Genomic DNA, 25,348 nt, shown 5'->3' with positions numbered 1-25,348 from the left:
GCATGTTCCTGTCCGTCAGCCATACCGGGAGGAGGGTATGGCGCGGGCAGCAGCACCCCTCACGACCAATGCGGGATTGGCTGTGAATCGTCCCGCCACAGGCGGCGGGTTGGTGCTGCGAGCCGGCGCGTGGTGGCGGCAACGCCGCCGGTCCGCGCCGGGAACAGGTTCACGACAGGCTCGAGTCGCCCGTCAGGATTACATCTGCTCGGCAGACTTGTCGGTCGGGTTCTTGATCAGAGCCTTGAGTTCGTCCGACATCGGGAAATTCAGATTGAGGTTTTTCGGCGGAACCGGGCTGGTGAACCACTTGGCGTAGATCTTGTTGATCTCGCCGGACTTGTAGGTGGCCTTGATGGCATCGTCGACCACTTTCTTGAAGGCCGGGTCGCCCTTGCGCATCATGCAGCCGTAGATTTCGAACGACTGCGGCTTGCCGGTCACCACCCACTCGGCCGGGTTCCTGGCTTTCACCATTTCGCCGTACAGCAACACGTCGTCCATCATGAAGGCGACGGCACGGCCGGATTCGGCCATCAGGAACGATTCGCCATGGTCTTTGGCCGAGATGATGTTCATGCCCATCTGCTTCTCGGCGTTCATCGACTTGATCAGGCGCTCGGAGGTGGTGCCGGCGGTAGTCACCACGTTCTTGCCCTTCAGATCGGCGAAGTCCTTCACGCCGGACGTTTTCTTGGTGAGCAGGCGGGTGCCGATTTCGAAGATGCCGACGGAGAAGTCGACCTGCTTCTGGCGTTCCAGGTTGTTGGTGGTGGAACCACACTCGATGTCGACGGTGCCGTTCTGGACCAGCGGAATGCGGGTCTGCGAGGTGACCAGGTTGTACTGGACCTTCAGGCCCGGCATCTTCAGGTCTTTCTTGACGGCTTCGACCACCTTGTGGGCGAGGTCCATCGAGTAGCCGATCGGCTGCTGGTTGTTGTCGAGGTAGGAGAAGGGAATGGAGGCATCACGGTGGCCGATGACGATGGTCCCGGAGTCCTTGATCTTTTTCAGGGTGCCGGTCAGCTCGGCGGACATGGCCGGAGCAGCGAGCAGGGCGCCAACGGTGGCGGTGCAGATGAGTCGAGTGGTAAAGCGCATGCAAGTTTCTCCTGTTCTATTGATCTCGGCGCCCCCGTTATTCGGGGGTCGCTGTGCTGACAGCGTGCCCCGCCCCCGTTGCCTGCTTCGCCGGCTTATTGCATCGGCGTCAGCAACTGGCGCAGAAACTGCTTGGCCCGATCATGCTGGGGGTTCATGAAAAACTCCTCAGGCTGGGCTTCTTCGATGATCTGGCCATGATCGACAAACACCACCCGGTCGGCCACTTCGCGAGCGAAGCCCATTTCATGGGTCACCACCATCATGGTCATGCCCGATTCCGCCAGGTCTTTCATCACGCGCAGCACTTCACCGATCATTTCCGGATCCAGCGCCGAGGTGGGCTCGTCGAACAGCATTACCTGAGGTTGCATGGCCAGGCCGCGGGCAATAGCCACACGCTGCTGCTGCCCACCGGAAAGCTGTGCCGGGAAGGCGTCTTTCTTGTGGGCCAGTCCCACGCGTTCTAGCAATTGCAATGCCAGCTTCTCGGCAGCCGCCCGTTCCATCTTCTTAACCATTAGAGGCGACAACGTGATGTTGTCAAGTACCGACAGGTGCGGGTAGAGGTTGAAGTGCTGGAACACGAAGCCCACTTCGGCGCGCAGGGCGTTGAGATCGGTCTTGGGGTCGACCACGTTCTTGCCGTCCACCCAGATCTCGCCGGAGTTGATCGATTCGAGCTGGTTGACGGTGCGAATCAGCGTGGACTTGCCCGAGCCGGACGGGCCGCACACCACTACCACCTCGCCGGCCGTGACGTTCAGGCTGACGTCATTGAGGACATGCAGGTCCTTGAACCACTTGTGCACGTTCATGAATCGGATCATCGTTACCGCTCTTTCTGTTTACTGATTTTCATTTATGTTTCAAGGCGTTGTCCTTGCCTGCCGGCCGCAGGCCGGTGCGCCGCGCCACGATTTTCGGGGCAGGCCGCGGCCGGCGCAAGTTGCAACGCAGCAAGGGCCGGGGTCAGCGCCGGCGGCTCAGCAGGTTGGCCATCGCCACGTACTGCTCCACCGTCAGGTTCTCCGGCCGCAACCCCGAGTCGATGCCGAGCGCGGCGAAGTCCGCCTCGTCCAGCACGCCCTTGAGGTTGTTGCGCAGGGTCTTGCGGCGCTGCGAGAAGGCTAGGGTGACCAGGGCCTCCAGTTCGGCTTCGTCCGTCGCCACGCCGCAGCGGCCGGGTGCCGGGATCATGCGCACCACGGCCGATTCCACCTTGGGCGGCGGCCAGAAGGCGCCCGGCGGCACATGCAGAATCTGTTCCATTTCAAAGCGATATTGCAGCATCACCGTGAGCCGGCCGTAGTCGGCGGTGGACGGTTCGGCCACCATGCGCTCGATGACTTCCTTCTGCAACATGAAGTGCATGTCGACCACGCGGTCGCCGTAGCTCGCAAGGTGGAACAGCAGCGGCGTGGAGATGTTGTAGGGCAGGTTGCCGATCAGCTTGAAACGCGTGCCGATGGTGGAAAAATCGAAGGCCAGCGCGTCGCCTTCGTGGATGGTGAGGCGCTCGGGCGGGAACTCGCTTTTCAGCCGGCTGATGATGTCGCGGTCGATCTCGACCACGTGCAGGTGCGGCAGTCGCGCCAGGAGCGGGCGGGTCAGCGCGCCCAGGCCGGGGCCGATCTCGACCACGATGTCGCCGGGCTGCGGGTTGACCGCGTGCACGATGCTTTCGATCACGCTGGCGTCCTGCAGGAAGTTCTGGCCGAAGCGTTTACGGGGTATGTGTTTTGTCATGGGCTTTCGTCATGAAACGCTCATCCGATCCATGACGGATGGCGAAAAAAAGAGTGGCCGGTGTGGTTTTTTTGTCTCACTGGCGTGGTAATACGCCAATAAAATCAATCGATATTAAAATTTCCATAGAAAAATTTTCCAGCTCCGCGCCGATTTTGGCAGCCTGCACGCGCTCAGCCGGGCCGGCCCATCGCCAGTGCGGCGTGGGCAACACGGCGTTTTGTTCGGAAAACCGAACAACTGCGACACCGGCATGACGGAAATCCGAACGCGACGACGTCAGTGCGTCAGTGCCTGCAGTGTCAGCGCGATGGCGGCATAGCGCAGCCCCTTGCCGGCGGTCAGCCACAGCACGCTCGGCAACAACGGCAGACGCAGCCAGCCCGCCGCCAGCGGCAGCGCGTCGCCGATCAGCGGCACCCAGGCCAGGAGCAGGGTGGCCGGACCGAAGCGCTCGAACCAGCGCGCGATCCTCGGCGGCAGCTCCTTCCGTGGCGCGAGCCGCCCCAGCCACAGGCTGCTGACGCTGCCGGCGCTGTTGGCCAGCGTCGCCGACAGCAGGGCCGGCCACAACCAGTCGGGCCACTTGTAGAGGAAGGCGGTAAGCGCGAGCTCGGAGTTGCCGGGCAGCAGCGTGGCGGAGAGGAAGGCCGAGGCGGCCAGTCCGGCCAGCGCCAGCGCGGCCGTGTCCATCACTCGGCGAGCTCGAAGTCCTGGCCGGAGGCTTCGCGTATGGCCTGCGACAGGGTGGCGAAGAATTCGGCGCCGTCGCGCGCGGCAAGCCACTGACCGTCGCTCAAGGCGAAGTGGTAGCCCCCGCTCTTGGCGGCGATCCACAGTTCGTGGTTGCTGCTGTGGCGGTTGACCACGATCTTGGCGCCGCTGTCGAACTCGATTTCCAGCACGTTGCCGTTGGTGAGGAAGTCGGCGTCGAGGCCGGCGTCGTCGATGGCGTTCTCGATGCGGGCGAAGATGCCGTCGGTCAGGATGAGGAATTCGCTGTCGGTCATGTCGTCTTGTCCAGTTGGGTCGGCGCGCCGCCGCATGCCGGTTTCGCCAGGCGGACGGGCCAGGGCAGCCGGATGGGCTGCGGGGAGAGGACCGCCGGAAGAAACGGGCGCTATGTATCGGTACGGCACGCTTTGCTAGTATCGTAATTTTGCCACATCGGACCCGCCTCCATGCGAACCATGATCTCCCTCGCGGCCTTGTGCCTTATCGCCACGGCCTGCGGCTACAAGGCCCCGCTCTATCTGCCCAAAGATGCGCCGGCGAAACACCAGCACCACGATGCCTCGGCGCCGTGACCCCGGCCCGCTGCCATGCCCCGCCAGCCGGGGCATTTTTCATCGGAACCGCCGCTGCGGTGGCGGACCCTGCCGCCGCCATGGCCTAGAATGATCCGCATTGCGTTTGTGGAGTGACCCCATGACCCGTTTTGCCCGCCATCTCGAACATCACCCCATCGTCAACCCGTTTCCCGGCATCGTGAAGCTGGAGGCGGCGCTCGGCCACCCGATCCGCACACGCATCGGCTCCAACGAGAGCATGCCGCAGCCGGCGTCGCCGCTGCTGCAGCTGCTCGGCGCCGCCGGGGCCGAGCTGGCACGGCTCTACCCCGACCCCTACGCCCACGCGCTGCGCGCGCGCGCCGCGGCGCTCAACGGCGTGACGGCGGACGAGGTGCTGTTCGACACCGGCGCCGACAGCCTGATCCTGCTGACGCTGCGCCTGTTCTGCAACGTCGGCGACACGGTGGTGAGCACGGCGGGAACGTACCCGACCTTGCGCTACTTCGCCGAGGGCGTCGGCGCGCAGGTGGTCGAGGTCGACTACGCGCACGGCGACGGCCTGCTGGCACCCGATCTGGCGGCGCTGGCCGAGGCCGCCCAGCGGCACCGGGCGGCGCTGGTCTACCTAGCCAACCCGGACAACCCGAGCGGCCACTACCACCGTGCCGACGCCATCGCACGGCTGCGCGCGGCGCTGCCGGCCGACTGCGTGCTGCTGCTGGACGAGGCCTACGTCGACTTCTGCGTGGAGCAGGACGACGCGCCGCCGGCCGGCGTGCTGCCGGGTACGGTGCGGCTGCGCACGCTGTCCAAGGCCTACGCGCTGGCCGGACTGCGCGTAGGCTACGCCATCGCCGCCGCCGACATCGTGGCCAAGGCCGACCAGATCCGCCCGCAGTACGCGCTGTCGGCGGTCGCCCAGGCGGCGGCACAGGCGGTGCTGGACGAGCCGGACTACGCGCGCCGGCTGATCGCCGACACGCTGGCGCTGCGTGTGCAGTTGGCCGAAGCGCTGCGCGCACGCGGCCTGACCGTGCTGCCCAGCCGCACCAACTTTGTCGCCATCGCCTACCCGGACGCCGCCGTGGCGGAGCGCATCCAGCGCGCGCTGCTGGCCGACGGCGTGGCGGTGCACCGTCCGCCGCATGCGGCGATGAAGCATCTGCTGCGCGTCACCGCCCATCCGCAGGCGCTCGATGCGGCGGTGCTGGACGTACTGGCAGGCTCCGCCTAGCCATGCCAAGACGCCTGCGCAACCACGACGCGAAGGTCAGTGAGCAGGGCCGCTGGCCGTTCAGGGAGCATGGCAAGCGCTCACTGAGCGAGTCTCTGCGTGCCAGTCCATCGTTGCGCCGATCGCAAGACTGACACGCCGCGATTTGCCCAGGGCTAGCGCCGCAGGCTGGTTGCGCAACGCTACCGGCGAAGCCATCGCGGCTAAGAACCTGTTCACGATCTGTCGCGAGCGGCCCTCAGCGGGGTGAAGAGCCGCGCAGGAACCGGAATGTACTGGAGTACATGAGGATTCCGAGCAGCACATGAGCCCCGATCAGGGACGCGCAGCAAGATCGTGAACAGGTTCTAAGGCAAATGGGAATAATGCACCGCGAGCCACACCGTGGGCTGCTCCGGGTCGGTCCAGTCGACGCGGTGGCGGCGGTGCGGGGCGATGTCGAGCCAATCGCCCGGGCGCAGGTCGCGCGGCATGCCTTCGTCCTCGAACAGCAGCTTGGCCTCGCCGGCGAGCAGCAGCACCCACTCGCCATCGGGCTGATCGAACCAGTAGCCGGGCGGGCTGGCCTGGCCGAACGAGACGATGCGTTCGATCTTCACGCCAGGCTGGCGCAGCAGGGTGTGGAACACTTCCTCGGCGCCGGCGGCGGGGAGGTCGTTGAGCAGGTTGTGGATCGGCATCGGCGTGCTCCCGTGAGCGGCCCGGACGGCCAAGGGGCGGGCCGTCCCCTGACTGGATCATAGCCAAGCCGCCAGCGCTTGCCGGCACGGTCGCGGCGGCCGCTTCGGGCACGCGGCCGCGCTCGAGGTTGGCCGAAGCCCGCCGCGGCATCAGACGACGGCCAGCACCACCCGGTTGCGGCCCTGCTGCTTGGCCTGGTAGAGCGCGTCGTCGGCTTCCCGCAGCAGCGCCTCCGGCGCTTCGTCGGCGATGCCGGCGGCCACGCCGATCGACACCGTCAAGGGAGGCAGGCCGGGCACGCGGTACGCTTCCACGCAGGAACACAGGCGTTCGGCCACGCGCTCCGCACCGATGGCGTCGGCCCCCGGCAGCAGCATGACGAATTCCTCGCCCCCCATGCGGCACACCACGTCCCCCTCGCGCGCGCTGTCACGCATCAGCTGCGCCAGCGCGGTGAGCGCCTGGTCGCCAGTGTCGTGGCCGTAGCTGTCGTTGACCGACTTGAAGAAGTCGATGTCGATCATCAGCACCGCGAACGGCTGGCGGCTGTATTTCCAGTCGTCCAGCACGCTGTCCAGTTCGCGCCGGTTGCCAAGCCCGGTGAGGGCATCGGTATTCGATTCCTGGCGGAAACGGTTGAGCTGCTGCTGCATGGCGCGCATCCCCACCAGCAGCGCCTGTTTCAGCTGCTGCGCCTCGAAGTACCACGAGCGCACCGCCTCGATGCGCGGCGTGGCGCCGTGGCTGTCCATGGCGGCGGCCTCGCGCGCCAGTTGCCGCAGCGGCCGCGCGATCTGCAGCGACAGCCACCACACCACCACGACGATGATCAGCAGCAGCGGCGCGGCGTACTGGGCCATGGTCAGCATGAGCTGGTCGAGCTCGGCCAGCGCCTGCGCCCTGGGGCGCTGCGACACCACACCCCAGTGCGCGCTGGGCACGTAGGCATAACCGGCCAGCATCGCGACGCCCCGGGTATTGGTCACCGGCCGGGCACCGCTCTCGCCACGCATGGCCGCTGCCACCACCGGGTTGCTCGAGGCGTCCTGCATGATGCGTGCGGGGTCGTGGTGGAAGATCAGTCGTCCCTTGCCGTCCACCACGTACAGGTAGGAGCCGTCGCGGTAATAGTGCTCGCCCAGCAGGCCGTGCAGGATGTTCTTCTCGCGCAGCCGGATCGAGCCGCCGACGTAGCCCCGGTAGTGGCTGGCACGGTCGAACAGCGGTTGCGAGATCATCATCACCAGCTGCCCAGTGACGGCACGGTAGGGCTCGGAGATAAGCGCCCGCCGCTTGGCCAGGGCCTCGTGCGTGCCGGGACTCTCCAGGCGCCGGCCGATGAGCTGGGGCAGGGCGGTGGCGGCGCGCACCACGCCGCGTTCATCGAACACCACGAGGTTGTTGAAGTTGTCGGAGGAGCGTTGCAGCAGGTCGAGCTCGCGCTGCAGCGCGGCGGCGTCGTCCATGTGCTCGACGAGCCGCTCGGCGTTGACGCGCAGGTTCTGCTGGGTGGCGCGCAGAAAGACCTCGGTGTTGTAGGCCACCTTGGCGGCGTAGACCCGGTGCGCTTCGAGCGTATTGCGGATCAGGATGTCGCGCTGAACCTGATAACCGGAGTAAAAGCCGTTGATCACGGTGAGCAGCACCGCGGTCAGGGCCAATAGCAGGATCAGGCGGCGCAGGTCGAAACGGAGCATGACGGTTTCCCAGCGCGAGAACAGGGGGGTGAACGTGCCGACGCCGCCATGGTAGCGGTATCGTACCGCGAGGCTAGCCATCGCCGTGTCGGGGCATGCTACTAATGCTGAAAGGATAGGAAAAGTCTGCGCGGTTTGGCAGGAAAAAACAGGGGGCAAGGCGGCCGCGGCACGACGCCGGGACGGATGCCCGGCGCCTCCCGCGCAGGGGCCGCCTAGCGCCGCCCCCTGCGGAGAGGCCCGCTCAGCTTCCCTTCAGCAACTGCAGCAGCGCGTCGGCGTCGAGCTTGGCGCTGATCTCACCGCCTTCCAGCAGGCTGTCGGCCAGATCGCGCTTGGCGGCGTGCAGCGCCACGATCTGTTCCTCGATGGTGTGCTCGGCCACCAGCCTGTAGACAGTGACCGGGCGCTGCTGGCCCATGCGGTGGGCGCGGTCCGAGGCCTGGTCTTCCACCGCCGGGTTCCACCACGGGTCGAGGTGGATGACGTAGTCGGCGGCGGTGAGGTTGAGGCCGGTGCCGCCGGCCTTGAGGCTGATCAGGAATAGGTCGCCCTGGCCGGCCTGGAAGGCGTCGACGCGCACCTTGCGTTCCCGCGCCGGGGTGGAACCGTCGAGGTACTGGTAGGCGATGCCGCGCTCGTCGAGCCAGCCGCGCACGATGGCGAGGTGATCGACGAACTGGCTGAACACCAGCGCCTTGTGGCGGTTGTCGAGCAGTTCGCCGGCGATCTCGGCGAACGCCTTGAGCTTGCTGCCGGCGAGCTCGCTGTCCGGCAGCGCCAGGCGCGGGTGACAGCAGAAGCGGCGCAGCCGGGTGATTTCGGCCAGCACCTTGAGCGGCTTGTTGTCGTCCTCGCCCAGCGCGTCGAGCTTGTCCACCGCCTGCTGGCGCAGCGCTTCGTACAGATGCAGCTCGTCGCCGGACAGCGCCACCTTGAAGGTGATCTCGGTGCGCGGCGGCAGCTCGTCCAGCACCTGGCTCTTGGTGCGGCGCAGGATGAAGGGCTGGATCAGCGCCTTGAGCGCCTTGCGCGCGTTCTTGTCGCCGCGCTCGACCGGGACGGCGAAGCGCTGATTGAAGCGTTCCTGGCTGCCCAACAAGCCCGGGTTGAGGAAACGGAACAGGCTCCACAGCTCGCCCAGGTGGTTTTCCACCGGCGTGCCGCTGGCGGCGAGCTTGAAGCCGGCCTGCAAACCGAGCACCGCCTGGGCGCGCTTGGTGCCGGCGTTCTTGATCGCCTGCGCCTCGTCCAGCACCACGCTGGTCCACGGCACCGCGGCGAAGGCGTCGGCGTCCTGCTGCAGCAGGCCGTAGCTCGTCACCACCAGGTCGAACGGCGCCAGCGTGTCGAGCGCGCGCTGCTGCTGGTAGGGACGCACCTTCAGGGTCGGCGCGAAGCGTGCGGCTTCGGCCAGCCAGTTGAGCGCCACCGAGGTCGGCGCCACCACCAGCTGCGGCCCGGCCGGGGCGCGTTCCAGCAGCAGCGCCAGGGTCTGCACCGTCTTGCCGAGCCCCATGTCGTCGGCGAGGCAGGCGCCCACGCCCCAGCGCGCCAGCCGCGACAGCCAGGTATAGCCTTCCAGCTGGTAGTCGCGCAGCTCGGCCTGCAGCGTGGAAGGCGGCGTGGGCTGGTAGTCGCTCAGACTCGCCAGCGCGGCGAGCTGCTCGCGCCAGGCGGCGTCGGCCTCGAACTGGCCGGCTTCCCGTTCCAGTTCGGCCAACAGCGGCGCGGTCAGCGCGGAGAGGCGGATGCCGCCGTCCTTGCCGACGTGGTCGGCCAGCAGCGCCAGCTCGTCGAGGCGGCGGCGCATGGCGTCGGTGAGCGCCAGCCAGTCCTGCTCGCCCAGCTTGAGGAAGCGCCCGGGGTTGGCCTGCAGCAGTTCCAGCAGTTGGCGCAGCTGCAGCACGCGGCCGTCGTCGAGTTCGAGATCGCCGGACAGCACGAACCAGTCGCCCTGCTTTTGCAGGCCGAACGTCATCTGCGCCAGGCCGCGCCGCGCCTTGATGCGCATGCGCTCGCCCTCGGGCCAGACGCATTCCAGCGTGGCCGGGTCGACCGCCTGGAGTTCGGACAGCACTTCCAGCGCCGCCTGCGGCTCGGCGAGCTGCCATTCCTGGCCGTCGCCGTCGGCTTGGGCGAGCGTCGGGCAGGCGTCCAGCAGCGCTTGCATGGCCTGTTTTTCCTGCTCCAGATCGCGGCGCGTCTGTAGTGTCTTGCCGTCCACCTCGCCCACCAGGTTTTCCAGCCCCTGGCCGGGCTTGCACCAGGCGCCGCCCGGCAGCGGGCGCATCAGCAGCTGCAGGCGCAGGCCTTGCTCAAGCGGCAAGAGGTGGGCGTAGAGCCGGGCGTCGGCCGGCACGGTGTCGATGTGCGCTGCCAGCTCGGGCAGGTCGGAGTGGATCGGCACCAGCGGCGCGATGCTGGTGATGGCCTCCATCAGCTGCGCCTTGGCCGCCAGCGGCACGGTCAGTTCCTTGCCGACGATGGCGGCGATCTGGCGGATTTCCTTGCTCACCGGGTAGACCACCAGCCGCGTCGGCGTGTCCTTTTCCCACACCACCTCGCTGTCGGCGCCGACCCGCGCCGGCGTCAGCTTGAGCTGGATGTGGGCACCGCTTTCCTTGAGCTGCAGCGCCACCTGGCCGGCGGCGACGTCGATGCGCACGTCGGGGGCGTCGGCCCAGAACAGCGCCGGGTGGCCGACCAGCGCCGGCAGCGCCTTTTCGCCGTCGAGCTCGTAGCTGGAGCCGCCGTAGTAGCCGTCGTAGCTGCGCTGGATGTGGCGCATGACGTTGCGGTCCTGCTCCAGCAGGTAGTCGGCGCTGTCGGCCTCGTCCAGCAGGCGCTTGAGCGCCACGGCGCGGCCCTTGCTCCACTGTCCCTTGGCGCCGAGCTTCTGCTCGCGCGGTTCGAGCAGCACGCCGTGGCGGCCGGCGCTGACGAACCAGGCGAGCCGAGTCGGATTCGGCGCCGCCTGACGCGCCTCGGCGGCTTTGCCGGGGGCCAGCGAGGAGAGCGCGGAGAGCGCGTGCTGCCAGGCCTCGCGGCGCTGGTAGAGCTCGAGCAGCGGACGCGCGCCGTGCCGGCTGTGCCAAATCGGGTTGGCGCGCGGCTCGCCGAATTGCCGTTCCAGCAGCGCCTCCAGCTCTTCGACCACGCGCTGGTAGCCTTCCTGCTGCATGCGCTCGCAGAAGGCGTGCAGCGTGGCTTGCCACGCCGTGGAGGTTGCCTGCCTGGCGTCGAGCCAGTAGAGCGCCAGCGCCAGCATCAGGCCGTCCAGCCCGGCCAGGTGGATCTGCTCGGGCAGGCCGAGGTAGGCCGGCACCGCCACGCCTTCCTGCAGCGCCACCAGGTGCTGCAACAGGCCGTAGCTCTGGCCGAGGTTGTGCTTGATGCCGTGCTGGATCGCCTGCTTCAGCTCGGCCTGGCGCGCCGGATCGGCGGCACCAAGCAGGGCCAGGCAGTAGAGCGCGTGCAGCTCGGCCGGGAGGTCGAGCTTGCGTTGCCGGGTCTCGGCCTTGCGCTCGTCGCGCCAGGCGTCGAGATGCGCCAGCGCGGCGCCGTAGCTGCCCTGCAGCAACAGCGCGCTGAGGGCGCCGCCGAGGCTGTTGCCGAGGCGGCCGAACAACGCCACGCGCTCGCCGTCGCCGCGCCACAGCGCCTGGCGCAGCAGCCATTCGGCCAGTTCGTCCCACTCGCTGTAGCCGCTGTCCCAGCGCGACAGCGCGTAGTCGTAGCCGTGGCGGAAACCGTCGAAGCGCCAGCAGGCCTCCGGCAGGTAGTCGAGCAGCAGCGTCACCTGCACGTCGTCGGCCAGCCCGTCGAACAAGGCGCGCCCGGCGGCGTCGGCGAACAGCCGCTTGGCCGGCGCCGGCGGCGTCTGCCCGCTGCGTTGCTGCAGCTCGTGCAGCTGCGTCAGCCAGCGCTGCGCCGGCCTGGCCTGACCCGCGAGCACGGCGAGCCACAGCTGCAGCTGGCACTGCGCCGGGTCCGCGGCGCCCCAGTTCGCCTGGCGGCTGCCAAGGTGTTCCGGCAGCAGCTTGCTCCAGCGCGCCAGCTCGCACCGGTCCTGCAGCAAGGGCAGCAAGGCGGCGGTGCGCGCCGCCGGCACCAGGCGATAGGGCAGGCCGGGGTTGCGCACGATCCACTGCCGGTTCTCCAGCTCGGCCAGCAGCGTGCCGAGCCGCACGCTGTCGAGCGCCTTGCCGTGGGTGTCGTGGATGTCGGCACGGTGCAGCAGCGTCAGCAGGTTGGCCTTGGTCTCGCCGCCGGGCAGCAGCGCCAGCACGGCCAGCAGCGCCTGGTGGGCAGGGGTGAGGGCGGGCTCGATGTGGTGGGAAAACGAGTCGGTCATGGTCGGTGGGGCAGAACGGCGAAACGACAGGGTTGGCCGAAGACCCGGTGACGGGGGCGACGGCCAAGCTGTTCTAAAAGGAACGTATTGCAAAACGCATTAGGACCGAGAAAACGAAGCCTGGCAAGGCGCGTGTCTGCGAAGCCAAGGCGCAAGCCAGCCAGCGGGGCCGCAGTCCGTGCACAGAGTAGCAAGCGCTCGCCGAGCGAATCTCTGCGTGCCAATCTATCGCTGAACAAATCAACGATTTGCACGCAGTCATTGGCCGGCGAGAGATCCGCTCGCCGGCCGCGCAACGCCGCTGACAACGTTACCGGTTCTAAGGCGAAGTGGAACTACAGCCGCGCCAGGGCGCGGCGCGCGGCGGCAATGGTGTCGTCGATCAGCGCGTCGCTATGGGCGATCGACACGAAGCCGGCCTCGTAGGCGGACGGCGCCAGGTAGATGCCTTCGTCCAGCATGGCGTGGAAGAAGGCCTTGAAGCGGGCGATGTCGCAGCGCGTGGCCTCGGCGTAGCTGGTCGGCACGGTGTCGCTGAAGTAGAAACCGAACATGCCGCCGACGCTGTCGGTGCTCATCGCCACGCCGGCTTCGCGTGCGGCGTCGGCCAGGCCCGCGGCCAGCTTGGCGCTGCGCGCGGAGAGCGTGTCGTGGAAGCCCGGTTGCTGGATCAGCTTGAGCGTGGTCAGCCCGGCGGCCACCGCCAGCGGGTTGCCGGACAGCGTGCCGGCCTGGTAGACGTTACCCAGCGGCGCGATCTTGGCCATGATGTCGGCGCGGCCGCCGAACACCGCCAGCGGCATGCCGCCGCCCACCACCTTGCCCAGCGTGGTCAGGTCCGGCGTGATGCCGTGCAGGCCCTGGGCGCAGTTCAGCGCCACGCGGAAGCCGGTCATCACCTCGTCGTAGATCAGCAGCGCGCCGTGCTGCTCGGTGAGCGCGCGCAGCGCCTGGACGAACTCGGCCGACGGCTTGATCAGGTTCATGTTGCCGGCGATCGGTTCCAGGATCACGCAGGCGATCTGGTCGCCGACTTCCTTGAAGGTGTCGGCCAGCTGCTGCACGTCGTTGTACTGCAGCACCAGGGTGTGCTTGGTGCAATCGGCCGGCACGCCGCCCGAGGACGGGTTGCCGAAGGTCAACAGGCCGGAGCCGGCCTTCACCAGCAGGCTGTCGGAATGGCCGTGGTAGCAGCCCTCGAACTTGACGATCAGGTCGCGCCCGGTGAAGCCGCGCGCCAGGCGGATGGCGCTCATCGTGGCCTCGGTGCCGGAGCTCACTAGGCGCAGCTGCTCGACGGACGGCAGCAGCTTGCAGATTTCCTCGGCAATCTCGACCTCGCCCTCGGTCGGCGCACCGAACGACAGGCCGCCGACGGCGGCGTCCTGCACCGCCTTCACCACTTCCGGATGGGCGTGGCCGAGGATGGCCGGGCCCCATGAGCCGACGTAGTCGAGGTACTGCTTGTCGTCGGCGTCCCAGAAATAGGCGCCTTCGGCGCGCTTGACGAAACGCGGCGTGCCGCCGACCTGGCCAAAGGCGCGTACCGGCGAGTTGACGCCGCCGGGGATCACTTGCTTGCCACGTTCAAACAGTTCGAGATTGCGGGACATGATGGTTTCCTGATGAGAGCAATGTTCAGAGCTTGGCCGAAACGTCAGAGTCTAGTGCAGCGGACGGGCGAACCCAAGCCGCGCGCGGAAATAGACGCTCACGCCTTCGGCCAACGGGTGTACGGGTTCTTCGACAGGTGCGCGTTGGTATAGCGCCCGTCGTGGGTGACTTCCTCGCCCAGCCACGCCGGTTTGGCGAACGGTGTGTCTTCCGCCGGCAGCTCGATCTCGGCCATCACCAGGCCGGCGTTCTCGCCGAAGAACTCGTCCACTTCCCAGACGAAGCCGCCGTGTTCGATGCGGTAGCGCAGCTTGTCGACCACCATCGGGCACATGCTGTCGAGCATGGTCTGGGCGTCGGCGAGCGGGATGGCGTATTCGAACTCGTGGCGCGATACGTCGGTGACGTGGCCCTTGAGCGTGAGCCAGGCCTGCTCGCCCACCACGCGCACGCGCACCGTGCGTTCCTTCTCCACCGACAGGTAGCCCTGACGATAGCGCACGCCCTCGGCCAGTCCGCGCCAGCCGTCGTTGGCGACGCGAAAGCGCCGCTCGATTTCCATTGCCATCTCGTTTCCTTCGGTTTTTGGTATCCGCTCTGCGGATGCAGTGTTGAGTGCCGCTTCCGCGCGGCGGACGGGCAGGGGCCTGGCGCCAGGCCTCTTGCATCGCCAGCGTTCCCGAGTCTCGCGCAACCCCGCCAAGAAACCGGTTGCCAAGGATTTAAGTCACCGGTTGTTCGAGCGATTCGACACTAGCGAATGGCGAGTTCCGGCGGCGCCTTGGCAACCGGTTTCTTGGCGGCGCGAGCCTGACGGGATTTATCTACTGCCGACTTACCCAAATACAACACTTAGCTTGGACATCGTCTTTTTAAAAAGGCTTGACCACCACCAGTATCACCACCGCCAGCAACACCAGCACCGGCAGTTCGTTGAACACGCGGAACCAGGTGTGGCTGCGCGTGTTGCGGCGCGCCGCGAAAGCCTGGCAGAAGCGGCCGCAGACGCCGTGGTAGAGCACCAGCCCGGCTACCAGCGCCAGCTTGGCATGCAGCCAGCCGCCGCTGATGCCGTAGCCGAACATCAGCCACAGGCCCAGCGCCAGCGCCAGCACGCCGAGCGGGGTCATGAAGCGGTAGAGCTTGTGCATCATCAAGAGCAGCCGGTCGTACTCGGCCGGGTGCTCGGCCATCGCCAGGTTGACGAAGATGCGCGGCAGGTAGAACAGCCCGGCGAACCATGCCACCACGAAGAAGATGTGGAACGCCTTGAGGTAGAGGTAGGTCATTTACAGTCCATAAAAGGCGCGGCGCGCGCGCGGCAGCTTTTGCACCACCAGTTTCCACGATGTGGCCAGCCCTGCCTTGAGGTCGGTCATGGTCAGCGCGGAACAGTCGCTCACCGCGATCCAGCGCGCCCGCGCCAGGTAGGGGGCGGGGCGCACGCCGGGCAGGCCGCTCAGGGCGAGGAAGTCGTCCGGCGCCACCTTGTACGCCACCACCTCGCGGTGGAAGGTGGCGAACATCCTGCCGTCCACGCAGGCCACCCGCACGTCGCCCCATTTGACGTCGAGCGTGGCGCCGGGCAGGGCCAGGGCGCAGCGCTCCAGTTCGGCGAGGTCTGGTTTCACGTGAAACGTCGGCTTAGCGCCGGCGCGCGGCTTCATACAGCGGCATCACGCGCGGGATGCGCGCCGACAACTCCTGCAGGCGGCTGCTGTCCGACGGGTGGGTGGAGAGGAATTCCGGGCCGTTGCCGTTGCCCGTGGCCATCATCTTGCGCCACACGCTGAGCGCGGCATTGGGGTTGTAGCCGGCGCGCGCCATCAGCTCCAGGCCGATGACGTCGGCCTCGCTCTCCATGGTGCGGCTCTTGGGCTTGGTCAGCGCCAGGTCGCCGGCCAGCGAGGCCAGGTCCATCGCGCCCTGTCCCAGCCCGGCCAGAGCACCGACCACCGACAACCCCATCTGCTGGGCGTAGGCCTGGCTCATCTGCTCGCGCGAGTGCTCGCGCAGCGCGTGCGCCATCTCGTGGCCGATCACGGCGGCCAGTTCGTCGTCGGTGAGCGAGAGCTTGGTGATCAGGCCGGAATAGACCATGACCTTGCCGCCCGCCATGGCGTAGGCGTTGAGTTCGGGCGAGTCGGCGACGTTGACCTCCCAGCGCCAGGTACGCGCGTCGGGGCGGAACACCGGGGTCTGCGCGATCAGGCGGTTGGCGACGGTGCGCACGCGCGCGGTTAGCGCGGCGTTGTTATTGAGCTTGCCGGTGCTGCGCACCTTGCTCACTTCCTGCGCGTACGACTTGGCGGAGGCCTGCTCCACCTCCTGCGACGACAGCAGCATGGTCTGCTTGCGCTCGACGCCCACCGCCCCGGACTGGGTGGTGGAGACCTCGGCGCAGCCGGTCACAGCGACCAGCGTCGCCGCCATGAACGACAGTTTCCACGACATCACGATTTTCCTCAGCATTGGCGCGGCCGGGTTCAGAACTCGACCATTTCGAAATCTTCCTTGCGGGCGTCGCAGTCCGGGCAGGTCCAATTCACCGGCACGTCTTCCCAGCGGGTGCCCGGCGCGATGCCGTCTTCGGGACGGCCCGCCTCTTCCTCGTAAATGAAACCACAAATAAGACACATCCAGCTGCGCATCGCCTTTGGCCCCTGCTCGGTTAAAATACCAATTCTAAATCCTGACCGACAAAGAGGCTAAGCTTTGACCACTCCATCCCCTCTGCCCGCCGTATTGACGCTGGCCGGCTCCGACCCCTCCGGGGGCGCCGGCATCCAGGCCGACATTCTGACGCTGGCGAGCCTCGGTTGCCACCCCCTGTCGGTCATCACCGCCATCACCGTGCAGGACACCGCCGGGGTCAGCGACTTCCTGGTCATGGAAGCCGACTGGGTCAACGATCAGGCGCGCTGCCTGTTGGAGGACATCCCGGTGGCCGCGTTCAAGATCGGCATGATCGGCAGTGTCGAAAACGTGGCGGTGATCGCCCAGCTGATGGCCGACTACCCGGACATCCCGCTGGTGTACGACCCGGTGCTGGCCAGCGACGGCGGCGACGACCTCGCCGACGACGACCTGATCGCCGCGCTGCGCGACATGCTGCTGCCGCAGGTCAGCGTGCTCACCCCGAACAGCATCGAGGCGCGCCGGCTCGCCGCCAACGACCCGGACGAGGAAGACAGCCTGACGCTCGACGACTGCGCCAAGCGCCTCTTGGCGCTGGGCTGCGAGCACGTGCTGATCACCGGCACCCACGAGAACACGCGCGAGGTGATCAACGCCCACTACAACCAGGACCTCAAGGTGCGCCAGCACCACTGGGAGCGCCTGCCCGAGCGCTACCACGGCTCCGGCTGCACCCTGGCCTCGGCCATCGCCGGCATGCTGGCGGCCGGCTCGGCGGTGGAAGACGCCATCACCGACGCCCAGGAGTACACCTACCAGACCCTGCTCAACGCCTACCGCCCCGGCATGGGCCAGTACATTCCGGACCGGCTGTTCTGGGCGCGCGAAGTGGCCGAGGACGAAGGCGACGAGACGGAACAGGACGGCGAAGGAGACGACGTTGGCCACGCTTGAGGGACTGTACGCCATCACCCCGGACACCGACGACAGCGAGCGCCTGATCGAGCTGGTGAGCGACGTGCTGCCGCACGGCGTGCGCCTGCTGCAGTACCGCAACAAGAGTCAGGACCCGGTGCGGCGGCTGTGGCAGGCCAACCTGCTGGCGAGCCTGTGCCACAGCCACGGCGTCACCTTCATCGTCAACGACGACGTCGAGTTGGCCTTATCGGTCGGCGCCGACGGCGTGCACCTGGGCCGCGACGACGCCGCCATCGCCGCGGCGCGGGCGCGGCTGGGAGCGGACGCCATCATCGGCGCCTCGTGCTACGACGACCTCCGGCTGGCCGAGGCAGCGGTGGCGGCGGGCGCCAGCTACGTCGCCTTCGGCGCGGTGTTTCCATCCGGCACCAAGCCGAACGCAGTGCGCGCGCCGCTCGAGCTGTTCGGCCAAGCCAAGCGGCTCGGCGTGCCGAGTGCGGCGATCGGCGGCATCACCCCGGCCAATGCCGGAGAGGTGGTCACCGCCGGCGCCGACATGCTGGCGGTGATCGGCGCGCTGTTCGACGCCGCCGACCCGGCCCAAACCGCCGAACAGCTGGCAGCAGCGTTCCGGCGCTGAACCGGATCGCCGTCGCTGGTTTCACGTGAAACCAGAAGACCACAACGCCAAAAGGCGGGAGACCCTCTCCCGCCTTTTTTCATGGCGCGACACCGGGATGGCGATATCCCGATGCGAGCAACGCTAGTCGTGCCGTTGCATTCCCAGAACCGATAGAAATTCAGTTTGGATGTCAGGAAAAGAATAACAAGGAGGGAGGCGGCGCCGCTGCCAAACCCGAGGGAAGGGAAACTCAGCGGCGCTCCAGCCCGTGCGCGATCAGGTCGACGATGCGCTCGCTGGCGCCGCGATGAGCGGCGGTGAAACCCAGCGCCGCCTGGCGCATGGCCTGACGGCGGGCGGGGTCGCTCAGCAGCGCCAGCGCCTGCTGCACCAGCGCGGCGGCGTCGGCCACCTGCAGTGCGGCGCCGGCCGCTAGCGCCTTGGCGCTGGCGTCGGCGAAGTTGAACATCGACGGCCCGAACAGCACCGGCACGCCGACGCTGGCCGGCTCGATCAGGTTCTGCCCGCCCAAGGGGAGCAGGCTGCCACCGACAAAGGCGAGGTCGGCGGCGGCGTAATAGCCGAACAGCTCGCCCATGCTGTCGCCGATCCAGACCTGGGTGGTGTCGCGCAACGCGGCGTCGTCGCTGCGGCGCTGCACCGTGAAGCCCGCGACTTCGGCCAACTGCGCCACGCTGGCGAAGCGTTCCGGATGGCGCGGCACAATCACCAGCAGGGCATCCGCCACGGCGCGGCCGGCGGCGCGCCAGGCGTCCAGGATCAGCGCTTCCTCGCCGTCGCGCGTGCTGGCGCACACCAGCACCGGGCGCGTGCCGATGCGCTGGCGGAACGTCGAGCCCAGCGCCAGCGCCGCCTCGGGCGGGGTGAAATCGTACTTGGTGTTGCCGCATACGGCGACATCAACGGCGCCCAACTGCTGCAAACGGCCGGCATCGTCGGCTGTCTGGACGGCAATGGCGCGGAATCGGCGCAATGCCGGCGCCATCAGCCGGGCCACCTTGCGATAGCCTTTGAGCGATTTTTCTGACAAGCGTGCATTAGCCAGGAACAAGGGCACGTCCTGTTCGTGCGCGGCGTGGATCAGGTTGGGCCACAGCTCGGTTTCCATCAGCACGCCGAAGCGCGGGCGGTAGGCCTGGAAAAAGGCGCGCACGGCGCGCGGATAGTCGTAGGGCAGGTAACGTACTTCGGCGTCCGGGTAGAGCGCCTCGGCGGTGGCGCGGCCGGTCGGCGTCATCTGGGTGACGAGCAGCGGCGCGTCGGGCCAGCGCCGGCGCAAGGCCGCCACCAGCGGCAGCGCGGCACGCGTCTCGCCCACCGACACCGCGTGCACCCAGATCGCCCCGGTCGCAGCGGGGGCGACACGTTGGCCGAAGCGTTCGTCCCAGTGCTCAAGGTAGGCCGGCGCCTTCTTCGCACGCTTTCTCAGGTAACGGCGGATCAGCGGCGTGGCCAGCGTCCACAGCCCGCTGTACAGGGTGCGCCAGATCACGCCGCGCTCCGCACCCGCGCCAGCGCCGCCAGCACCTCGTCCACCGCCGGGCACTGCCCGGCGTTGCCCAGATTCACGGCGCGCGGGCCTTCCACCACGCCGGTCCTGGCCGGATCGGTATCGGTATAGATGGCCACCAGCGGCACGCTCAGCGCGTTGGCCATGTGGGTCAACCCGGTATCGACGCCGACCACTGCCGCGGCATGGCCGAGCAGGCCGGAGGCCTGTTTCAGCGTCAGCTTGGGCGCCACCACCGCGGCGTGCATCTTGCCGGCCAGCCGTTCGGCACGTTCCTTCTCCTTGGCCGAGCCCCACGGCAACACCGCCACCATGCCGTCCTGCCGCGCCAGCGTGTCGGCCAGCTGCACCCAGCGCTCCTCCTGCCATTCCTTGGAAGCCCGGCTGGTGGCGTGCAGCAACACGGCGTAGTCGCCGGGCAGCAGCCAGCCCGCCCGGGGGCCGGCGTGGACGCCGAAATCCGGCACGCCTTCCGGCTCATAGCCGAAGGCCAGGCCGAACAGCCGACGGTTGCGCTCGATCGCGGAAAGCTGGCGGCTGACACGGTGCTTCTTGTCGTAGAACAGACTGGCCAGTGGCTCGCGGATGCTCGACCAGCCGTAGCCGGCGAGCGGCGCGCGCGCCAGCTTGGCGGGCAGCGCGCTCTTGACCAGGCCCTGCGCATCCAGCACCAGATCCCAGTGACGCGCCCGCAACTGTTCGCGAAACACGCGCATTTCGGCCCAGGTGGAAGGGGACAGCAGGGATTTGCGCCAGCGCCGCCAGGCGATCGGAATCACCGCGCGTACCCCGGGGTGCAGCGCGGCGATGTCGGCGAAGTTTTCTTCGGCCAGCCAGGCCAGACGCAGGTTGGGGTAATGCGCGAGCAAGTCGGTCACGGCAGGCCAGGTGTGGATAAGGTCGCCCATCGACGAGGTGCGCACGATCAGCACATTCATCATGGGCGGCATTGTACGAGCGCCCCTGTGGTTAACCAAGTAAAATCCACCGGCACGAGCTGTGGATAACAGGCTGTGGACAAGTCCTGGCGGATTTATCCACAATCTGTCCGTGAGCTACCAGCGGAAACAATCCCATGCTCATCAACAGGGCAAGTAACTGAGTTAACACGTCGTTTTTCGGCTTATCCACAAACGGAAGGCCCCTTCATCTGTTGTTTCATTTTATATAAGGGCGTCAATGAAAAAACCGATGGCGCTCAGAACACGCTGTCCACCACACGGCACACACAAGCTGCCGACAAGCTGTGGGTAAACCGCTCGGGACAGGCCGCGCATTATTTATCCACAACTGATGAAGGCGCTGGCAAGGGGGTTGGCAACAGCCTTTCCGACAAAGCAACACACTGATTTATAAGCGGGAAAGGCACTTGTCCACAGAAGAAGGGCGACTTCTACCAGTTTCTTCGGTTTTTATATAAAAGGGCTAATAAGAAAACATGAGCTCAGCACTGAGCGTCGTATTGATCACCAAGAATGCGGCACGACAGATCGCAACTTGCCTGGAGAGCTGCCGTTTTGCCGACGAGATCGTGGTGGTGGATTCCGGCAGCAGTGACGACACCGTCACCATTGCCAAAAGCTATAACGCCAAAGTTATCCACCAGGATTGGCTGGGATTCGGTCCGCAGAAGCAGTTAGCGGTGCAGCAGGCACGCCACGACTGGGTGCTGTGCCTCGATGCCGACGAATGGCTTTCACCCGGTTTGGCCAGTGAAATCAAGGCATTGCCGGACAATCCACAAGCGTCGGCCTACCGTTTTCCACGTAGCAACAAATTCATGGGCCGTTTCCTGCGTCACGGCGAGGGCTACCCGGACCTGAGCCTGCGGCTGTTCGACCGGCGCCGGGCGCGCTGGTCCGATCACGCAGTGCACGAGTACGTCATCGCCGACGGGCCTGTGGAAAACCTCAAGGGCGACCTGATGCACGAATCGGGCGAGGACATCGCGCTCTACCTGACCAAGCAGAACCGTTACACCGATCTGCAGGCGCAAGCGCTGTTCGCACGCGGCAAGCGCGTGGGTTGGCCGAAGCTGGTGTTCAGCCCGCTGTTGCGCTTCTTCAAGTTCTACCTGCTGCGCCAGGGCTTTCGCGATGGCGTGCCGGGCCTGGTGCACATCAGCATCGGCTGCTTCAACAGCTACATCAAATACGCGAAGCTGATCGAGCTTCATCGTCTGGAGAGCAAGCAATGAAAGTATTGGTCACCGGCGCCGCCGGTTTCATCGGTCGCGCCGTGTGCGAAAAACTGCTGGACAAGGGCGGGGTCGACGTCGTGGCTGTGGATAACCTCAACGACTACTACGCCGTCGAGCTCAAGCACGCCCGGCTCGCCACGCTGCAGAGCCGGCCGGGTTTCGCCTTCCACCGGCTCGACATCGCCGACTGGGAGGCGCTGGAGGCGCTGTTCGCCGCCGAACGCGTCGACTACGTGATCCACCTCGCCGCCCAGGCCGGCGTGCGCTACAGCATCCAGAACCCGCACGCCTACGCCCAGAGCAACCTCACCGGCTTCACCAACATGCTGGAAGCCTGCCGCCGCCACCCGGTCAAGCACCTGGTGTATGCCAGCTCCAGCAGCGTCTACGGCCAGAACGCCAAGGTGCCGTTCTCGGAAGACGACCGCGTCGACGCCCCGGTGAGCTTCTACGCCGCCACCAAGAAGGCCAACGAGGTGATGGCGCACAGCTACGCCCACCTCTACGCCTTACCCGTCACCGGGCTGCGCTTCTTCACCGTGTACGGCCCGTGGGGTCGCCCCGACATGGCGCCGTGGCTGTTCACCGAGGCCATCCTCAAGGGCGAGACCATCAAGGTGTTCAACCACGGCAAGATGCAGCGCGACTTCACCTACATCGACGACATCGTCGAAGGCGTGCTGCGCGTGATGGAGCACGTGCCGCAGGGGGGGGACGGCCAGCCGCCGTACCAGCTGTTCAACATCGGCAACCACAACCCGGTCGAATTGATGGAGTTCATCCGCGCCACCGAAGCCGCCTGCGGGCGCGAGGCGGTGAAGGACTACTACCCGATGCAGGACGGCGACGTGCCGGTGACCTACGCCGACACCGCCAGGCTGCGCGCCGCGGTCGGCTTCTCGCCCGACACGCCGCTGGCCGACGGCATGCAGCGCTTCGTCGCCTGGTACCGCGGCTACCACGGCGTGTGAGCCAGACCACCGTGGCGGCGCCGTAGAGGCCCGCCACGGCGTTTTTGTCCTGTCGAGCTGCTCCGGCGTCCAAAAGCGGAAAAACCGCGCAGCGGCCGTTTATGGGCCGGAAATTCCCCTGTTTTTAAAGCTGTTCTTTTTGGATTTGTTAGCCATACTGCATGGTATGGACCGGGTGTTCATGCCGTATCGACCCCGTTGACCAGCTCCGCGATTGCTCCCTCGAACCCATTTGCGTGCGCGCCGCTTGCAGGGTTCCCCGCCCATTGCCGCTGTCTGGCGTCCTGGCTTCGGCCAACGTCGTACTGCCTGGCGACCTTGACCGACCCGCTAGCAATCAGGCAGTGGGAGGACATGTATGGATAACAAGGTGGTGCCCCGGTGGCTGCTGGCGGTTACGCTGGCGGCGCTGGGGCCGGCCGCTGGAGCCGCGCAATACCTGGTGATCGGCTCGGGCGCACCGGACGACGCGACGCCGTCGGAAGCGGTGGAAGCGGTGGAGCAAGAATTGTTGCCGACCTTCGACGCGCTGATGAAGCTGGAGGCCGCCAGGAAGATCGTCGGCGGCATGCCGGTGGGCGACCGAACGTTCGCCTTCATCCTCGATGCCGCATCCAACGACGAGGCCGATCGCCTGCTGCGCGACCTGCCGGCCTGGGGGCAGCTCAAGTGGGAAATCAAGCCGCTGCAGAGCTTCCAGGCGCGGGCCGAGAAGGAACGCAGCATCGCCGACGCGCTGATGAAGAAGGTCACGGACCCGGCTACGGAACCGGCTGCCGCGCCGGCCCAGCCAGCCGCACCCGCCGCCGCACCACCTGTACCACCCGCTCCGGCGGCGGCTCAGCCGTCCGGCACCCCGGCACAGCTGACTCCGGTTGCTCCGCCACCACCGGCCGCCCCGGCCCAGGTCCAGGCCGCCATCGCTCTGTAAGCACATAGCGAGCCGGTGCAGGGCAAGCGGTCTTGTACCGCTTCGCCATCCGCCCCATAGATTCCCTCGTGCGCCGGCCCTCCTTCCTAGATACTGATTCAGGAGTCAGTCATGAAGAACACGCTTTTTGCTTTTTCCCTGCTGATGGCCGGTACGGTCATCGCACCTGCTGTCCCTGCCGCCGAGACAGGCGGTGTCCTTATCGTCACACCGGACGACCTCAAGTGGGCGGATACCAACGCCCTGCCGGCCGGTGCCAAGGTGGCCGTCATCGAAGGAAAGATGGACAAGAAAGGCCCCATTACGGTGCGGATCAAGCTGCCGGCCGACTACAAGGTTCCCGCGCACTGGCACCCCGGGGGGGAACGGGTGACCGTGCTGTCCGGAACGTTCAACTTCGGCCTCGGCGACAAGCTGGATCCGCAGATGACCAAGGCCTTGGGGCCGGGCAGCGTCATCATCATGCCGCCCAAGACCAAGCATTTCGCCTGGACCAAGGAGGAAACGGTCATCCAGTTGAACGACATGGGGCCGTGGGGAATCACCTACGTCAACCCGGCCGATAATCCCGGCAAACCATGACCGGGAGTGGCGCGGGCGGCGCCACTCGCCGCCGGATGCGGGTGACGCCATCCAGTGGGGATGGGGCATGTCGTCTGGATGATTTCTGAGCTGCCTGGTCAAACATGGCATCAAGGCCGGTTCTGTTCACGACAAGGCTCGCCGTAATGACCGCGAGCCGTTACAGTAGCCGCCTGTTTGTCGTTGATTGCTCGTCCATGTTGCCCAAACTCCCCCTGCTCGGCGCCGTACTGGCGTCTTTTGCCCTCAACTGCGCGGCCACCCCGCTGACGCGTTGCCTCGGTTATCCCGACGACGCCAAGCTGGCGATCGTCAACGCCGACGACGTCGGCATGCACCCCGACCTCGACCGCGCGGCGTTCCGCCTGCTCGACGAGGGCAAGATCCAGGATCTGTCGCTGATGGTGCCTGCGCCGCATTTTGCCGCGGCCGCGGCGGAGGTGCGCCAGCGCCACAAGGCGGTCGGGCTGCACCTGACGCTGACCGACGAATGGCAGGAGGATTACGGCTGGGGCGCGGTGCTGCCGCGCGAGCAGGTGCCCTCGCTGTACAACCCGGAAGGCCGGCTGTGGGGCAGCATCGAAGAACTGGCGGCGCACGCCGATATCGACGACGTGCGGCGCGAACTGCTGGCGCAGATCCAGAAGGCGCGCGATGCCGGCCTCACCATCACCCACCTCGACACCCACATGGTGTTTTGGCGCATCCGCAACGACTTCATCAACCTCTACCTGTCGCTGCCCAAGCTCACCGGCATCCCGGTGGTGCTGCAGCTGCTGTGGCATCCGGTGGCGCAGCAACTGCCGCTGAGCCGTGGCGAGCAGCTGCGCGGCAACGTGGTGGCCGACAGCTACATCATGCAGTACAACCCGGAAATCCGGCCGCAGAACCTCGAAGTGCGTTACGACGGCTACGACTTCGCGGTGCGCGACCTGCCGCCCGGCTTGCACCAGTTCGCCATCCACCCGGCCGAGGACACCCCGGACGCGCGCCAGCGCATCGGCGACATCATGCTGCGCCTGAGCGATTTCCAGGTGTGGGAGGGGCCGGACATCCACCGCCTGATGAAGGAAAAGGGCATCCAGACCACCGATTACCAGCGCCTCCAGGCGCTGCAGGAAGCCATCAACCGGCAACCCCGCAACTGCCTCAACGAGACGCCGGCCGTTAGCCGTTGATAGGCCAACAATGAACGCCGATGGGCGCTGATCGATAGCCAATCGCCGGC

General features: G+C 66.8%; 26 protein-coding genes. 10 read left to right on the top strand and 16 right to left on the bottom strand.

Features of this window, described 5'->3' with window-relative positions; genetic code table 11:
• Window positions 1-198: 198 nt before the first annotated feature.
• The 5 genes from B9N72_RS11975 to cyaY form a co-directional block, all read right to left on the bottom strand.
• Window positions 199-1,104 carry a glutamate/aspartate ABC transporter substrate-binding protein gene (locus tag B9N72_RS11975; RefSeq protein WP_085276631.1) on the bottom strand — a complete coding sequence of 302 codons (906 nt, stop codon included), beginning with the start codon at window positions 1,102-1,104 and terminating at the stop codon, window positions 199-201.
• A gap of 95 nt (window positions 1,105-1,199) precedes the next feature.
• On the bottom strand, window positions 1,200-1,934 hold the full coding sequence (locus B9N72_RS11970; RefSeq protein WP_085276630.1) for an amino acid ABC transporter ATP-binding protein: 735 nt from the start codon (window positions 1,932-1,934) through the stop codon (window positions 1,200-1,202).
• 142 nt (window positions 1,935-2,076) lie between these two features.
• Window positions 2,077-2,853 (bottom strand): 16S rRNA (adenine(1518)-N(6)/adenine(1519)-N(6))-dimethyltransferase RsmA, encoded by a 777-nt coding sequence (gene rsmA, locus B9N72_RS11965; protein WP_085276629.1) that lies wholly within the window; start codon window positions 2,851-2,853, stop codon window positions 2,077-2,079.
• A 279-nt stretch (window positions 2,854-3,132) separates the two neighbouring features.
• Complete coding sequence (locus B9N72_RS11960; RefSeq protein WP_234985966.1) at window positions 3,133-3,546, bottom strand: YqaA family protein; 414 nt, start codon at window positions 3,544-3,546, stop codon at window positions 3,133-3,135.
• Complete coding sequence (gene cyaY, locus B9N72_RS11955) at window positions 3,546-3,863, bottom strand: iron donor protein CyaY (protein WP_014088774.1); 318 nt, start codon at window positions 3,861-3,863, stop codon at window positions 3,546-3,548. The genes B9N72_RS11960 and cyaY overlap by 1 nt, the downstream gene beginning before the upstream one ends.
• A 171-nt stretch (window positions 3,864-4,034) precedes the next feature.
• On the opposite strand from cyaY, the gene lptM reads away from it, so the two are divergent.
• Together lptM and B9N72_RS11950 are read left to right on the top strand one after the other, a co-directional pair.
• Entirely contained in the window at window positions 4,035-4,160 is a 126-nt protein-coding gene (lptM, locus tag B9N72_RS21245) for an LPS translocon maturation chaperone LptM (RefSeq protein ID WP_200810972.1), read from the top strand.
• Window positions 4,161-4,281: 121 nt separating this feature from the next.
• Window positions 4,282-5,379, top strand: coding sequence for an aminotransferase class I/II-fold pyridoxal phosphate-dependent enzyme (locus B9N72_RS11950; protein ID WP_085276627.1), 1,098 nt, complete (start codon window positions 4,282-4,284; stop codon window positions 5,377-5,379).
• A 347-nt stretch (window positions 5,380-5,726) separates the two neighbouring features.
• Here the strand turns inward: B9N72_RS11950 and B9N72_RS11945 are convergent, their stop codons facing one another.
• The 9 genes from B9N72_RS11945 to B9N72_RS11905 all read right to left on the bottom strand — a co-directional run bounded on the left by B9N72_RS11945 (window position 5,727) and on the right by B9N72_RS11905 (window position 16,379).
• Entirely contained in the window at window positions 5,727-6,059 is a 333-nt protein-coding gene (locus B9N72_RS11945) for a cupin domain-containing protein (protein ID WP_085276626.1), read from the bottom strand.
• A gap of 150 nt (window positions 6,060-6,209) precedes the next feature.
• Window positions 6,210-7,838 (bottom strand): GGDEF domain-containing protein, encoded by a 1,629-nt coding sequence (locus B9N72_RS11940; RefSeq protein WP_234985964.1) that lies wholly within the window; start codon window positions 7,836-7,838, stop codon window positions 6,210-6,212.
• A gap of 163 nt (window positions 7,839-8,001) precedes the next feature.
• The gene (locus B9N72_RS11935) at window positions 8,002-12,114 is read right to left on the bottom strand and encodes a DEAD/DEAH box helicase (RefSeq protein WP_085276625.1); all 4,113 of its coding nucleotides are present in this window, start codon (window positions 12,112-12,114) and stop codon (window positions 8,002-8,004) included.
• 335 nt (window positions 12,115-12,449) lie between these two features.
• Window positions 12,450-13,727, bottom strand: coding sequence for a glutamate-1-semialdehyde 2,1-aminomutase (gene hemL, locus B9N72_RS11930; RefSeq protein WP_085276624.1), 1,278 nt, complete (start codon window positions 13,725-13,727; stop codon window positions 12,450-12,452).
• 98 nt (window positions 13,728-13,825) lie between these two features.
• Complete coding sequence (locus tag B9N72_RS11925) at window positions 13,826-14,296, bottom strand: CYTH domain-containing protein (RefSeq protein WP_085276623.1); 471 nt, start codon at window positions 14,294-14,296, stop codon at window positions 13,826-13,828.
• Between the two features lie 304 nt (window positions 14,297-14,600).
• A complete protein-coding gene (locus B9N72_RS11920; RefSeq protein WP_085276622.1) occupies window positions 14,601-15,017 on the bottom strand; it encodes a CopD family protein in 417 nt (138 codons plus the stop codon).
• The gene (locus B9N72_RS11915) at window positions 15,018-15,359 is read right to left on the bottom strand and encodes an MmcQ/YjbR family DNA-binding protein (protein ID WP_234985963.1); all 342 of its coding nucleotides are present in this window, start codon (window positions 15,357-15,359) and stop codon (window positions 15,018-15,020) included.
• A 13-nt stretch (window positions 15,360-15,372) separates the two neighbouring features.
• A complete protein-coding gene (locus B9N72_RS11910) occupies window positions 15,373-16,182 on the bottom strand; it encodes a M48 family metallopeptidase (RefSeq protein ID WP_085276620.1) in 810 nt (269 codons plus the stop codon).
• 32 nt (window positions 16,183-16,214) lie between these two features.
• Window positions 16,215-16,379, bottom strand: a complete 165-nt coding sequence (locus tag B9N72_RS11905) for a rubredoxin (protein WP_008955394.1) — start codon at window positions 16,377-16,379, stop codon at window positions 16,215-16,217.
• A 64-nt stretch (window positions 16,380-16,443) separates the two neighbouring features.
• Between B9N72_RS11905 and thiD the strand changes: the two genes are divergently transcribed.
• On the top strand, window positions 16,444-17,319 hold the full coding sequence (thiD, locus tag B9N72_RS11900) for a bifunctional hydroxymethylpyrimidine kinase/phosphomethylpyrimidine kinase (protein ID WP_085276619.1): 876 nt from the start codon (window positions 16,444-16,446) through the stop codon (window positions 17,317-17,319).
• On the top strand, window positions 17,306-17,923 hold the full coding sequence (thiE, locus tag B9N72_RS11895; RefSeq protein WP_085276618.1) for a thiamine phosphate synthase: 618 nt from the start codon (window positions 17,306-17,308) through the stop codon (window positions 17,921-17,923). Before thiD ends, thiE begins: the two co-directional genes overlap by 14 nt.
• A gap of 232 nt (window positions 17,924-18,155) precedes the next feature.
• Here the strand turns inward: thiE and waaA are convergent, their stop codons facing one another.
• Both waaA and waaC read right to left on the bottom strand, forming a co-directional pair.
• Window positions 18,156-19,418, bottom strand: a complete 1,263-nt coding sequence (gene waaA / locus B9N72_RS11890) for a lipid IV(A) 3-deoxy-D-manno-octulosonic acid transferase (protein WP_085276617.1) — start codon at window positions 19,416-19,418, stop codon at window positions 18,156-18,158.
• Complete coding sequence (gene waaC, locus B9N72_RS11885) at window positions 19,415-20,377, bottom strand: lipopolysaccharide heptosyltransferase I (protein WP_200810970.1); 963 nt, start codon at window positions 20,375-20,377, stop codon at window positions 19,415-19,417. The genes waaA and waaC overlap by 4 nt, the downstream gene beginning before the upstream one ends.
• Window positions 20,378-20,449: 72 nt before the next feature.
• Between waaC and B9N72_RS20815 the strand changes: the two genes are divergently transcribed.
• The 6 genes from B9N72_RS20815 to B9N72_RS11860 all read left to right on the top strand — a co-directional run bounded on the left by B9N72_RS20815 (window position 20,450) and on the right by B9N72_RS11860 (window position 25,298).
• Window positions 20,450-20,785, top strand: coding sequence for a hypothetical protein (locus B9N72_RS20815; protein ID WP_143477822.1), 336 nt, complete (start codon window positions 20,450-20,452; stop codon window positions 20,783-20,785).
• 89 nt (window positions 20,786-20,874) lie between these two features.
• Window positions 20,875-21,633, top strand: coding sequence for a glycosyltransferase family 2 protein (locus tag B9N72_RS11880; protein ID WP_085276615.1), 759 nt, complete (start codon window positions 20,875-20,877; stop codon window positions 21,631-21,633).
• On the top strand, window positions 21,630-22,607 hold the full coding sequence (locus B9N72_RS11875) for an NAD-dependent epimerase (RefSeq protein ID WP_085276614.1): 978 nt from the start codon (window positions 21,630-21,632) through the stop codon (window positions 22,605-22,607). Before B9N72_RS11880 ends, B9N72_RS11875 begins: the two co-directional genes overlap by 4 nt.
• A 358-nt stretch (window positions 22,608-22,965) precedes the next feature.
• On the top strand, window positions 22,966-23,538 hold the full coding sequence (locus B9N72_RS11870; protein WP_085276613.1) for a hypothetical protein: 573 nt from the start codon (window positions 22,966-22,968) through the stop codon (window positions 23,536-23,538).
• Between the two features lie 111 nt (window positions 23,539-23,649).
• On the top strand, window positions 23,650-24,120 hold the full coding sequence (locus tag B9N72_RS11865; protein ID WP_085276612.1) for a cupin domain-containing protein: 471 nt from the start codon (window positions 23,650-23,652) through the stop codon (window positions 24,118-24,120).
• Window positions 24,121-24,317: 197 nt separating this feature from the next.
• Window positions 24,318-25,298, top strand: a complete 981-nt coding sequence (locus B9N72_RS11860; RefSeq protein WP_085276611.1) for a polysaccharide deacetylase family protein — start codon at window positions 24,318-24,320, stop codon at window positions 25,296-25,298.
• The last annotated feature ends 50 nt before the right edge of the window (window positions 25,299-25,348 follow it).

The organism is Pseudogulbenkiania subflava DSM 22618 (assembly GCF_900177275.1).
In the GTDB taxonomy this organism is placed as follows: Bacteria; Pseudomonadota; Gammaproteobacteria; order Burkholderiales; family Chromobacteriaceae; genus Pseudogulbenkiania; species Pseudogulbenkiania subflava.
The sequence above is the reverse complement of the archived record's forward strand: the minus strand, read 5'-3'. Positions and strand labels throughout refer to the sequence as shown.

What these genes read in the sequence shown, in the direction of transcription:
- B9N72_RS11975 (WP_085276631.1), bottom strand. Translation starts at nt 1,104, where the DNA reads ATGCGCTTTACCACTCGACTCATCTGCACCGCCACCGTTGGCGCCCTG.
- B9N72_RS11970 (WP_085276630.1), bottom strand. Translation starts at nt 1,934, where the DNA reads ATGATCCGATTCATGAACGTGCACAAGTGGTTCAAGGACCTGCATGTC.
- rsmA (WP_085276629.1), bottom strand. Translation starts at nt 2,853, where the DNA reads ATGACAAAACACATACCCCGTAAACGCTTCGGCCAGAACTTCCTGCAG.
- B9N72_RS11960 (WP_234985966.1), bottom strand. Translation starts at nt 3,546, where the DNA reads ATGGACACGGCCGCGCTGGCGCTGGCCGGACTGGCCGCCTCGGCCTTC.
- cyaY (WP_014088774.1), bottom strand. Translation starts at nt 3,863, where the DNA reads ATGACCGACAGCGAATTCCTCATCCTGACCGACGGCATCTTCGCCCGC.
- lptM (WP_200810972.1), top strand. Translation starts at nt 4,035, where the DNA reads ATGCGAACCATGATCTCCCTCGCGGCCTTGTGCCTTATCGCCACGGCC.
- B9N72_RS11950 (WP_085276627.1), top strand. Translation starts at nt 4,282, where the DNA reads ATGACCCGTTTTGCCCGCCATCTCGAACATCACCCCATCGTCAACCCG.
- B9N72_RS11945 (WP_085276626.1), bottom strand. Translation starts at nt 6,059, where the DNA reads ATGCCGATCCACAACCTGCTCAACGACCTCCCCGCCGCCGGCGCCGAG.
- B9N72_RS11940 (WP_234985964.1), bottom strand. Translation starts at nt 7,838, where the DNA reads ATGGCTAGCCTCGCGGTACGATACCGCTACCATGGCGGCGTCGGCACG.
- B9N72_RS11935 (WP_085276625.1), bottom strand. Translation starts at nt 12,114, where the DNA reads ATGACCGACTCGTTTTCCCACCACATCGAGCCCGCCCTCACCCCTGCC.
- hemL (WP_085276624.1), bottom strand. Translation starts at nt 13,727, where the DNA reads ATGTCCCGCAATCTCGAACTGTTTGAACGTGGCAAGCAAGTGATCCCC.
- B9N72_RS11925 (WP_085276623.1), bottom strand. Translation starts at nt 14,296, where the DNA reads ATGGCAATGGAAATCGAGCGGCGCTTTCGCGTCGCCAACGACGGCTGG.
- B9N72_RS11920 (WP_085276622.1), bottom strand. Translation starts at nt 15,017, where the DNA reads ATGACCTACCTCTACCTCAAGGCGTTCCACATCTTCTTCGTGGTGGCA.
- B9N72_RS11910 (WP_085276620.1), bottom strand. Translation starts at nt 16,182, where the DNA reads ATGTCGTGGAAACTGTCGTTCATGGCGGCGACGCTGGTCGCTGTGACC.
- B9N72_RS11905 (WP_008955394.1), bottom strand. Translation starts at nt 16,379, where the DNA reads ATGCGCAGCTGGATGTGTCTTATTTGTGGTTTCATTTACGAGGAAGAG.
- waaC (WP_200810970.1), bottom strand. Translation starts at nt 20,377, where the DNA reads ATGATGAATGTGCTGATCGTGCGCACCTCGTCGATGGGCGACCTTATC.
- B9N72_RS11880 (WP_085276615.1), top strand. Translation starts at nt 20,875, where the DNA reads ATGAGCTCAGCACTGAGCGTCGTATTGATCACCAAGAATGCGGCACGA.
- B9N72_RS11875 (WP_085276614.1), top strand. Translation starts at nt 21,630, where the DNA reads ATGAAAGTATTGGTCACCGGCGCCGCCGGTTTCATCGGTCGCGCCGTG.
- B9N72_RS11870 (WP_085276613.1), top strand. Translation starts at nt 22,966, where the DNA reads ATGGATAACAAGGTGGTGCCCCGGTGGCTGCTGGCGGTTACGCTGGCG.
- B9N72_RS11865 (WP_085276612.1), top strand. Translation starts at nt 23,650, where the DNA reads ATGAAGAACACGCTTTTTGCTTTTTCCCTGCTGATGGCCGGTACGGTC.
- B9N72_RS11860 (WP_085276611.1), top strand. Translation starts at nt 24,318, where the DNA reads ATGTTGCCCAAACTCCCCCTGCTCGGCGCCGTACTGGCGTCTTTTGCC.